Below are 10,391 nucleotides of genomic sequence, written 5' to 3' on the forward strand. Positions count from 1 at the left end.
TCTGGTCGGCCCCGGCCGCGGAGGCCTCGCTGAGGTCGGCACCGGCGCAGAAGGTCCCGCCGGCGTGACCGAGGACCACCACGCGGGCACCGTCGTCCGCGGCCGCCCGGTCGAGCGCCGTGTGCAGCTGCTCGACCAGGGCGGTCGAGATGGCGTTGCGGTTGTGCTGCGAGTCGAGGGTCACGCGGGCGGCGCCCCCGGAGACCTCGTAGCGCACCAGCACCGGAACACCCACGGTCTGATCGTCCGCCGCGGCCACCTCAGTAGCTCCTCGGCAGCCCGAGCGAGTGCTGGGCCACGTAGTTGAGGATCATCTCCCGGCTGACCGGGGCGATGCGGGGCAGGCGCGACGCGGCGAGCATGCCGGCGAGTCCGTACTCCACCGACAGCCCGTTGCCGCCGAGGGTCTGGATGGCCTGGTCGACGGTGCGGGCGGAGACCTCTCCGGAGGCGTACTTGGCCATGTTGGCGGCCTCGCCGGCGAGGTCGTCCAGGCCGGCGTCGACGAGCGCGGCGGCCTTGCGCATCATCAGCCGGGCCAGCTCCAGCTCGATCTTGCACTGGGCGAGGGGGTGGGCGATCCCCTGGTGGGCGCCGATCGGGGTCTTCCACACGGTGCGCTCGTTCGCGTACTTCGTGGCCTTGTCCATCGCGTAGCGGGCGGAACCGATCGCCATCCCGGAGGCCATGATGCGCTCGGGGTTGAGGCCCGCGAAGAGCATGAGCAGCGCGGTGTCGCCGTCGCCGATGAGCGCGTCCGCGGGCAGTCGCACGTCGTCGAAGTACAGCTGGAACTGCCGCTCGGGCGTGCGCACCTCGGTGGGGATGTGGGTGCGCTCGAGTCCCGGGGCGTCGGTCGGCACCATGAACAGGGCCGGCTGGAGCTTGCCGCTCGCGGCGCCCTCGAGTCGGGCCACCACGAGGATCGCGTCGGCCTGGTCGACTCCCGAGATGTAGGTCTTCTGCCCGCTGAGCAGGAAGTCCGAGCCGTCCCGGCGTGCGGTGGTGGTGATGGCGTGGGAGTTGGACCCGGCGTCCGGCTCGGTGATGGCGAACGAGGTGATGATCTCGCCCGAGGCCAGGCCGGGCAGCCAGCGCTTCTTCTGCTCCTCGGTCCCGAAGCGGGAGATGATCGTGCCGTTGATGGCGGGCGAGACCACCATCATGAGCAGCCCGGCGCCCGCGGCGGAGAGCTCCTCCTCGACCATCGCGAGCTCGGTCATGCCGGCCCCGCCGCCGCCGTACTCCTCGGGCAGGTTCACCCCCAGCAGTCCGAGCCTGCCCGCCTCGGTCCACAGCTCGTCGGTGGTCTCGCCGGCGTCGGACTTCTCGCGCATGTACTCCATGCCGTATCGCGAGCCCAGGTCGAAGGCGACCTTGCGGAGTTGCTTCTGCTCCTCGGTGTCGACGACGGGGTTGGGGATCTGAGAGATGTCGGTCATCGTGGTCACTCCTGGGGGGTGGTGGTGTCGGTGCTGGCGGGATCGGTGCTGTCGGCGTCGGTGCTGTCGGGTTCCGCGACGACGGCGAGGATGGTGCCGGTCTCGACCTGGGTGCCGACCTCGACGGGCAGCTCGGTGACGATGCCGTCCACGGCGGCGGAGATGGTGTGTTCCATCTTCATGGCCTCCATCCACAGCAGCGGCTGGCCGGCGGTGACGGTGTCCCCGACGGAGACGGCCACCCGGATGACCGCACCCGGCATGGGGGCGAGCAGCGAACCCGCGGCGACCTCCGCGCCGGGATCGGAGTACCGGGGCGGTTCGATGAGCGGGACCGGTCCGAGTGGCGAGTCCACCTCCACGACGGTGTCGGAGCCCACCACCTCGTACCGGGCCACGGAGAAGGTGTGGCGCACTCCCCTGACCTCGAGGTCCACCGAGTCGGGGCGGACCTGTCCGACGCGGACGACCTCGGCGAGATCGCCGTCCGCGTGGGCGCCGGAGCGGTCGCGGATGTACGCCACCTCCAGCTCGTCCTCCCCGAACCGGTAGGTCCGCCTCTGGAGCGTGCGGCCGACGTTGCGGAAGCCCGCCTGCGCCAGCGCCACCGGCCCGGCGGCGTGGTCGGCGGTCCCGGACACGATCGCGGCGGCCAGCGCGGAGATCGCCACGGCCTCGTCGTCGGCGAGCGGGGCGGCGAGCGCCTGCGCACCGTGATCGTCGAGGAACGCGGTCGACAGGTTGCCGGCGATGAACTCCGGGTGGCGCAGGACCCGGACCAGCTGGGCGCGGTTGGTCGTCAGGCCGTGGATCTTCGCCCGCGTCAGCGCGCCGGCGAGCGAGGCGCAGGCCTCGGAACGGGTACGGCCGTAGGAGATGACCTTGGCCAGCATCGGGTCGTAGTGCACGCCGATCACCGCGCCGTCCGCCCCGGGTTCGACACCGCTGTCCACCCGGATGCCCGGGCGGTGCGGGCCCTCGAATCGGGAGGAGACGCCGGGGACGTCGAGCGCCCACAGGGTTCCGGAACCCGGCGTGTAGTCGCTCGCCGGGTCCTCGGCGTAGAGGCGGGCCTCGAACGACCAGCCGTGGGCGGCCGGGGGTGTGGTGGACGGCAGGGGGAGGCCCGCCGCCACGTCCAGCTGGAGCGCCACCAGGTCCAGTCCGGTCGTGGCCTCGGTGACCGGGTGCTCGACCTGGAGACGGGTGTTCATCTCGAGGAAGAAGAACTCGCCGTCGTCGGTGGCCAGGAACTCGACCGTGCCGGCGCCGGTGTACCCGATCGCGGACGCGGCGTCGCGGGCCGCCGAGTACAACTTCTCCCGCATCCCCGGGGTCCGCTCGACCAGCGGGCTCGGGGCCTCCTCGATCACCTTCTGGTGGCGGCGTTGGATGGAGCACTCGCGCTCGCCCACCGCCCAGACGGTGCCGTGCGAATCCGCCATGATCTGGACCTCGATGTGACGGCCGCGCTCGAGGTACCGCTCACAGAACACGGCGTCGTCGCCGAAGGCGGACCTGGCCTCACGCCGGGCGCCCGCGATCTCGTCGTGCAACGAGTCGAGGGTGCGGACCACGCGCATACCGCGTCCGCCACCACCGGCGGAGGCCTTGACCAGCACCGGGAGCATGTCCTCGGTGACGTCGGCGGGCTCGAGGTCGGCGAGCATGGGCACTCCGGCCTCGCCCATCATCTTCTTGGCCTCGATCTTGGAGCCCATGGCCTCGATGGCGGCCACCGGCGGGCCGACCCAGGTGAGCCCCGCGTCGATCACCTCGCGGGCGAACCCGGCGTTCTCGGACAGGAACCCGTACCCGGGGTGGATCGCGTCGGCTCCGGCGGCCCTGGCCGCGGCGATGACCAGGTCACCTCGCAGGTAGGTCTCCCCGGGGGTGTTGCCGGGGAGACGGACCGCGGCGTCGGCCTCGCGGGTGTGCGGGGCGCCCGAGTCGGCGTCCGAGTAGACCGCCACCGTGGTCATGCCCAGGGCGCGGGCGGTGCGGTGGACACGGCGGGCGATCTCCCCGCGATTGGCGACCAGGACCGAGGTGATCGGGGCTGGGGTGGGTGAATTCTGCATGGGTGTGTTCCTCACATCCGGAAGACGCCGAAGCGGTCGGTTCCGGCGACTTCTCCGGAGTGGATCGCGGACAGGCTGAGACCCAGCACGGTCCGGGTGTCGCGGGGGTCGATGATGCCGTCGTCGTAGAGCATCCCGGACAGGAAGGCCGGCAACGACTCCTTCTCGATCTGGTCGGCGATCATGGTCTTGAGACCGTCGATCGTCTCCTGGGTCATCTCCTCGCCCCGGGCGGACGAGGCGGCGGCGGCCACGGACGTGACCACGTCGGCGAGCTGCTGACCGCCCATGACGGCGGACTTGGCGCTCGGCCACGTGTAGAGGAACCGGGGGTCGAAGGCGCGGCCGCACATGCCGTAGTGGCCCGCGCCGTACGACGCGGCGGTGATGAGCGACAGGTGCGGGACCTCGGAGTTGGAGACCGCGTTGATCATCATCGAGCCGTGCTTGATGATGCCGCCGCGCTCGTACTCCGAGCCCACCATGTATCCGGTGGTGTTGTGCATGAACACCAACGGGGTGTCGTAGCGGTTGGCCAGCTCGATGAACTGGGTGGCCTTCTGCGCCTCCGCGCTGAACAGCACGCCGCGCGCGTTGGCGATGATGCCCACCGGGTAGCCGTGGATCTCGGCCCACCCGGTGACCAGGCTCGCCCCGTAGAGCGGTTTGAACTCGTCGAAGTCGGACCCGTCCACGATGCGTGCGATGATCTCGCGCGGGTCGAAGGGGATCTTGAGGTCCTCCGGGACGATGCCGAGGAGATCCTCGGCGCCGTAGAGCGGCTCGATGACCTCGGCGCGCGGGGCCCGACCGGACTTCGACCAGTTGAGCCGGCGGATGATGCCGCGCGTGAGGCGTGCGGCATCGGCCTCGTCGAGGGCGTAGTGGTCGGCGAGGCCGGAGACGCGGGCGTGCATGTCCGCACCGCCGAGGGTCTCCTCGTCGGCGATCTCGCCGGTGGCGGCCTTGACCAGCGGGGGTCCGGCGAGGAACACCTTCGAGCGCTCCTCGATCATGACCACGTGGTCACTCATCCCCGGGACGTACGCTCCGCCGGCGGTGGAGTTGCCGTAGACCACGGCGATGGTGGGGATGCCGGCCTTGGACAGGCGCGTGAGGTCGCGGAACAGCGCGCCTCCGGGGATGAACACCTCCTTCTGCGTGGGCAGGTCGGCGCCACCGGACTCGACGAGGCTGATCACCGGGAGCCGGTTCTTCATGGCCACGTCGTTGAGGCGGAGGATCTTGCGCAGCGTCCACGGGTTGGACGTGCCGCCCTTGACCGTGGGGTCGTTCGCGATGACCAGGCACTCCACGCCCTCGACCACGCCGATCCCGGCCACCACGGAGGCGCCGGTCTGGAAGTCCGAGCCCCACGCGGCGAGAGCGCACAGCTCGAGGAAGGGCGACTCGCGGTCGAGGACCATGTCGATCCGTTCCCGGGCGGTGAACTTGCCGCGCTCGCGGTGGCGGGCGACCTTGCGCTCGCCGCCGCCGGCGAGCGCGGGTTCGAGATCGGCGGTGAGCTGGGTGAGTTTGTCCTTCATCGCAGCCTTGGCGGCACCGAACTCGGCGCTGGTGGTGTCGAGCGTGGAACGCAGGATGGTCATGCGGTGTACCCCAAACGTCGTCCGGCGAGGGTGGTGAGGATCTCGGTGGTGCCTCCGCCGATGCCCAGGAGGCGGACATCGCGGTACTGGCGGCTCACCTCGGACTCGGCCATGTAGCCGAGACCTCCGAAGAGCTGGAGTGCTTCGTTGGCGACCCACTCCGCGCACTCCACGGCGGTGTTCTTGGCAAAGCAGACCTCGGCGATCGCGTCGTGCCCCGCCGCGGCCAGGTCCACGCACCGGTGGGTGTAGGTGCGGGCGACGTCGATACGGCGGGCCATCTCGGTGACGGTGTTCTGCACGGCCTGCCGGGAGAGCAGGGGGCGGCCGAAGGTCTCACGCTCCCGCACCCAGTCCAGGGTGAGGTCGAGGCATCGCTGGGCGTGGGAGTACCCCTGGGCGGCCAGCGCCGCGCGTTCGCCCACGAATCCGATGGCGATCTGGGCGAACCCGTCGTGCTCGGCGCCGACGAGGTTCTCCACCGGCACCCGGCAGTCGGTGAACGTCAACTCGGCGGTGTCCGAGGCACGCCAGCCCAGCTTCTCCAGCGGGGCGGAGCGGTGGAAACCGGGGGTGTCGGTGGGGATGACGAGCAGGCTGACGCCCGCCGCTCCCTTCAGGTCGTCACCGCCGGTGCGCACGGCGGTCACCACGAAGTCGGCGCGGGTACCGGAGGTGATGTACGTCTTGGCGCCGTTGACGACGTAGTGGTCGCCGTCCCGGCGGGCGGTGGTGGTGAGGCGTCCGACGTCGGAACCGCCGCCGGGCTCGGTGATGGCCAGGGAGCCGATCAACTCGCCGGCGAGCGTGGGCCTGACCCAGCGCTCGATCTGGTCGGGTCGGCCGGACTGGGCCAGGTGGGGGGTGGCGATCCCGCAGGTGAACAGCGAGGCGAACACGCCGCCGGCGACGCCGGCCTCGTGGAGTGCCTCGCAGACGATCAGGGAGTCACGCATGTCGCCACCCCCGCCCCCGACCTCCTCGGGGAACGAGACACCGAGCAGGCCCAGCCGGCCGGCCTTCGCGTGCAGCTCGCGGGGCAACGCGCCCGCGGCCTCCCACTCGTCCTGGTGGGGCAGGATCTCGCGCTCGGCGAAACGGGTCGTGGTCTCGCGCAGGGCGAGACTCTCCTCGGAATACCAGGGATCCCCCGGTACGTACGGCGGGATGGTCACGCGTTCTCCTCTGCGGGGGCCGGCTCGGCGGGTGCCGTGGCGGCGGGTACGGGAGCGGCGGGTACGGGGGCGGTGATGTCGTCGGGCACGTCGATGAGGCGGGAGCGGAGCCACTCGGCGAGTCCCTTGGCCTGGGGGTCCCAGCGGTAGCCGTGGGCGACGCCCTTGCCGAGCAGTCCGTCGATGACGAAGTTCACGGCATTGATGCGGGGCAGTTCGTATCTCTCGACCGGGAGGTCGGCGGTCTCCGGGAGCAGGCGACGCAGCTCGTCGACGGTGAGGGTCTCGCGCATCCAGCAGTAGGCCGCCGCGTCTCCGGCCCACAGACCGATGTTGGCGGTCCCGCCCTTGTCTCCCGAGCGGGCGCCGAGCACGTCCCCCAGGGGCCTGCGCGTGGTGGACGCCGTCGACCGGGAGGACGGGGATAGCGATGCACCCTCGGCGTCGAGGCCGTCGGAGGCGTGACCGTCGCCCATCTCCTCCGTGTGTTCCGGAGGCGCGATGTCCACCCGGGTTCCGTCGGGGAGCACCGCGACGTGCGGCACCTTCTCCTGGTCGAGGTAGGCGGGGACGTACACGCCGTACGGGCCGCCGCGACCGGGGGGCGCGCTCGGCGTGGCACCCGGGTAGCTCGCCAGGATCATGGCCACCGCGGCGTCGGAGAACGCCCGGCCCACCACGTCGGAGTCCGGGTCCCAGGCGACGACGGTCAGCAGTGCGGTCGCCGCGGCCTGGGTGTCGGCGTCCGCGTGGTCCGTGCGGCTGAGGCGGAAGTCGATCTCCGCGGGACGGGTGGCGAGGCCGGCCAGGATCTGGCGCTCGACCAGTGCGGCCTTGTCCTCGATGTCCAGCCCGGTGAGCAGGAACGTGACCTCGTTGCGGAAGCCACCGAGGCACGTCACCGACACCTTGGTGGTGGTGGGGGCGGTCTCGCCGCGCACACCGGAGATGCGGACGCGGTCGGGGCCCTCCTGCTCGAGGCGAGCGGTGTCCAGGCGGGTGACGACGTCGGGCCCGCCGTAGCGCGCCCCGGTGACCTCGTAGAGGAGTTGGGAGGTGACGGTGCCGACCGTCACCGCTCCCCCGGTCCCGGCGTGCTTGGTGATGACGGAGGTGCCGTCGGAGGCGATCTCGGCGATGGGGAAACCGGGGGTGACGGGGTCGGCGATCTCACCGCGGTTGAAGAAGGCGTAGTTGCCGCCCGTGGCCTGGGTCCCGCACTCGATGACGTGCCCCGCGACGGTGGCGCCGGCGAGGGCGTCGAGGTCCGTCCGGGTCCACCCGAAGTGGCTGATCGCCGGACCGACGATGACCGAGGCGTCGGTGACGCGACCGGTGACGACGATGTCGGCACCGGCGTCCAGACAGCGGGCGATCCCGAAGCCCCCGAGGTAGGCGTTGGCGGTGACCGGGAAGCCGGCGTCGGCCGGGATGTCGAGTTCCGAGACCCGGTCGATCAGGTCGTCGCCCTCGACGTGCGCGACCCGCGGGGACAGCCCCAGCCGCGATCCGAGCTCGACGACCGCGCCGGCCAGGCCGGCGGGGTTGAGACCGCCCGCGTTCGCGACGATCCTGACGTTCTTCTCCAGCGCCAGCCCGAGACAGTCCTCGAGCTGCCGCAGGAAGGTCTTGGCGTACCCGAAGTCCGCGTTCTTCATCCGGTCGCGGCCCAGGATGAGCATGGTGAGTTCGGCGAGGTAGTCGCCGGTGAGGACGTCGAGTTCGCCCCCCTCGAGCATCTCGCGCATCGCGGAGATGCGGTCACCGTAGAAGCCGGACATGTTTCCCACGCGCAGCGGCGCGGCGAGGTTCCTCCCGGTCATGCCCGCGCCCCCTCCTCGCGGCCGCCGCCGGGCAGGCCCGCGAAGGCCTGGGCGATCCGCAGCCACTCCTCCGCGTCCTCGCCGACCGCCTCGAGGGCGGTGTCGGCGCGGTGGACGCGCTGGGTGACCAGCAGGCAGAAGTCGAGCACCGGTCCGGTGACTCGCTGCTCGGCGTCGGCCGGGCCGAACTCGAGGACGGTGCCGTCGGGCAGGGTGAGCGCGAGGTGGACCTCCGAGGACGGGGCCTCGAGTCCGTTCATCAGATACGCGAAGCCGCGGGTCTTGAACCCCAGACGGGCCACGTGGGGCAGCGCCGCGATGAAGGCCGGGTCGGAGTCGAGCGGGATCCCGACGGCGTCGGCGACGTCGATGCCGTGTGCCCAGGTCTCCATGATCCGGGCGGTCGTCATGGACTTCGGCCGCATCGGCGGTCCGAACCACGGGACCTGGTCGCCCGGATCGGCGGCCTTGAGCGCGTCCGCGAGTTCTCCCCGGGCCAGGCGCCACCGGGCGAGCACCTCGTCGCGGCCGGTGGCGGCGATCTCGGCGGCACCGGCGTCCACGAAACCGGTCGGATCGGCCATGGCCGTCTCCACCACACCCTGGAAGTCGTCCGGATCGGTGATGGCGGTGACCGAGACCTCGTCGGTCCAGGCCAGATGCGCGATCTGCATGCCCACGTCCCAGCCCACGGCCGGGGTGTCCAGGTGCCAGACGTCGGGACCGGCGGTCTCGACGAGGTCGTCTAGTCGGGCGCTGAGCGCGGCCAGGACCGCGTGCAGGTCCTCCGTCGCCGAGGGCCGGATGTTCGTCTGCATGGCATCAGACTCCCACCGAGCCTCGAATAAAGCAAGCATGCTTGCTTGCTTTTCGGCACGGCGTTCTCGCGGTGCGGTCCGGGAGGATCACCTCACCCGCCGTCGCGGGGGGTCACAGCGGGCACCCCAGCGTGTAATTCCACTCGGTGCCGTTCCGGGGGCGTCTACCTTCACCGTCATCGATGTCGACACACCGGGGGGCACGTCGATCCATACGTGCCAGTCTCCGTTGGTTCCCACGTAGCCCGGGGTGGTCCACAGCACGGTTCCGTCATAGGCCACCTCGACGAAGTCGGGCACGTAATAGGTCTCCAACCGCAGCAGTACCCGGCCGCCGCCGCTGCGGCCGATCTCATGCCTGTTGGTGAAGATGCCCTGCCGCCCGGAATTGGTGAAGGTGTTGCACGGCGTGACCGGAGCCAGGACCACCTGGGTCGCCGCGAGGACCCGATCCCACCCCACTTCACCGCGCGACGCCCTCTCCGCGAGGGTCATGATGTCCTGCGAACCCCCGGGGATCCCCTGCACCACCCGGAACACATCGAGGATCTCTCCACTGCGGATGTTCGCGATCAGTTCGTTGAGATTGGCCAGGGACCCGTTGTCCAGCGCTCCCCGGGCACCCGGGTTCATCCCCTCGATGATGGCCTCCAACTCCTGCACACTCCCGGCGGCGTCCCCGAGCTCGCTGCTGAGTTCGGCACTGGAGGGGGACCCTGTCTGGGCGGTGGCGACCGGCGCCCCGACCGCGACCACAGCCGCGGCCATCAGCGAGGTGGCGGCGACGACCGGGACTCTGGCGATGATCGAACGTGTCATGCGGACTCCTCGTAAGACGACCGCACGGGACGTGCGCCCGGCGGGCCCGGACGATGGACGGTCTCCACCGACGCTAGGCAGCCGAGGCGCAGGGGTCTGTCCTACGTTCGCTCCATTTCCGCCGGTCCGGGCCTCGCGACGAGGCTCACGGTCCGAACTCGAGGAGTTCGCCGGGGATCGACAGACGGACGGAGGCCAGGTCGGCCCCGAGCCCGCTGTCGAGCGGCACACCACGCGGGGGGCGCGCCACGAGGTTGACGGCGCGGAGGTTGGGCAGCAGGTAACGGCGGGTCTCCATGCCCTCCAGCGCGGGCAGGAGTTCGCGGAAGCGGTCGATCGTGAGCTCTCCGGCCAGCCACGCGAACGCGGAGTCGTCCCAGGTCCAGACCGCGATGTTCACCCCTCGGCCGACCACGCCTCGACGCACGCTCGCGACGGAACCCAGCACGGACGTCACCGGCTCACCACCGGGCACGGACCCCCGCGACCACGGGGTGGGCAGCTCGCCGGGCCCGATGTCCGCGGTCTCCACCGGGACGGGCACCGCGACGCGTTCCCCGCCCGGGAGGACGACGGTGTGTCCGGCGTCCGCCTGCGCCAGCGGGCGGGCGACCCGGCGGGGC

At 71.2% G+C, this 10,391-nt stretch carries 8 protein-coding genes and 1 pseudogene; all 9 read right to left on the reverse strand.

Annotated features, from left to right (window positions below; translation table 11 throughout):
• A partial coding sequence (locus G6028_RS08300; protein ID WP_338404184.1) for an enoyl-CoA hydratase-related protein occupies positions 1-259 on the reverse strand: 259 nt, incomplete at its 3' end.
• A gap of 1 nt (position 260) precedes the next feature.
• On the reverse strand, positions 261-1,442 hold the full coding sequence (locus G6028_RS08305; protein WP_179525932.1) for an acyl-CoA dehydrogenase family protein: 1,182 nt from the start codon (positions 1,440-1,442) through the stop codon (positions 261-263).
• 5 nt (positions 1,443-1,447) lie between these two features.
• Positions 1,448-3,523: an acetyl/propionyl/methylcrotonyl-CoA carboxylase subunit alpha gene (locus tag G6028_RS08310; RefSeq protein ID WP_182658600.1), complete on the reverse strand. Its 2,076-nt coding sequence runs from the start codon at positions 3,521-3,523 to the stop codon at positions 1,448-1,450.
• Between the two features lie 11 nt (positions 3,524-3,534).
• On the reverse strand, positions 3,535-5,133 hold the full coding sequence (locus tag G6028_RS08315; protein ID WP_182658601.1) for an acyl-CoA carboxylase subunit beta: 1,599 nt from the start codon (positions 5,131-5,133) through the stop codon (positions 3,535-3,537).
• Complete coding sequence (locus tag G6028_RS08320) at positions 5,130-6,308, reverse strand: acyl-CoA dehydrogenase family protein (RefSeq protein ID WP_179525935.1); 1,179 nt, start codon at positions 6,306-6,308, stop codon at positions 5,130-5,132. Before G6028_RS08320 ends, G6028_RS08315 begins: the two co-directional genes overlap by 4 nt.
• Positions 6,305-8,131, reverse strand: coding sequence for an acyclic terpene utilization AtuA family protein (locus tag G6028_RS08325; protein WP_182658602.1), 1,827 nt, complete (start codon positions 8,129-8,131; stop codon positions 6,305-6,307). The genes G6028_RS08320 and G6028_RS08325 overlap by 4 nt, the downstream gene beginning before the upstream one ends.
• On the reverse strand, positions 8,128-8,949 hold the full coding sequence (locus tag G6028_RS08330) for a TIGR03084 family metal-binding protein (RefSeq protein ID WP_182658603.1): 822 nt from the start codon (positions 8,947-8,949) through the stop codon (positions 8,128-8,130). Before G6028_RS08330 ends, G6028_RS08325 begins: the two co-directional genes overlap by 4 nt.
• 87 nt (positions 8,950-9,036) lie before the next feature.
• Positions 9,037-9,768 carry a hypothetical protein gene (locus G6028_RS08335; protein ID WP_182658604.1) on the reverse strand — a complete coding sequence of 244 codons (732 nt, stop codon included), beginning with the start codon at positions 9,766-9,768 and terminating at the stop codon, positions 9,037-9,039.
• 145 nt (positions 9,769-9,913) lie between these two features.
• A pseudogene (locus G6028_RS08340) lies at positions 9,914-10,391 on the reverse strand (acyclic terpene utilization AtuA family protein); the annotation flags it as partial.

The sequence above is a fragment of the Dietzia cercidiphylli genome (assembly GCF_014145145.1).
Classification (GTDB): domain Bacteria; phylum Actinomycetota; class Actinomycetes; order Mycobacteriales; family Mycobacteriaceae; genus Dietzia; species Dietzia natronolimnaea.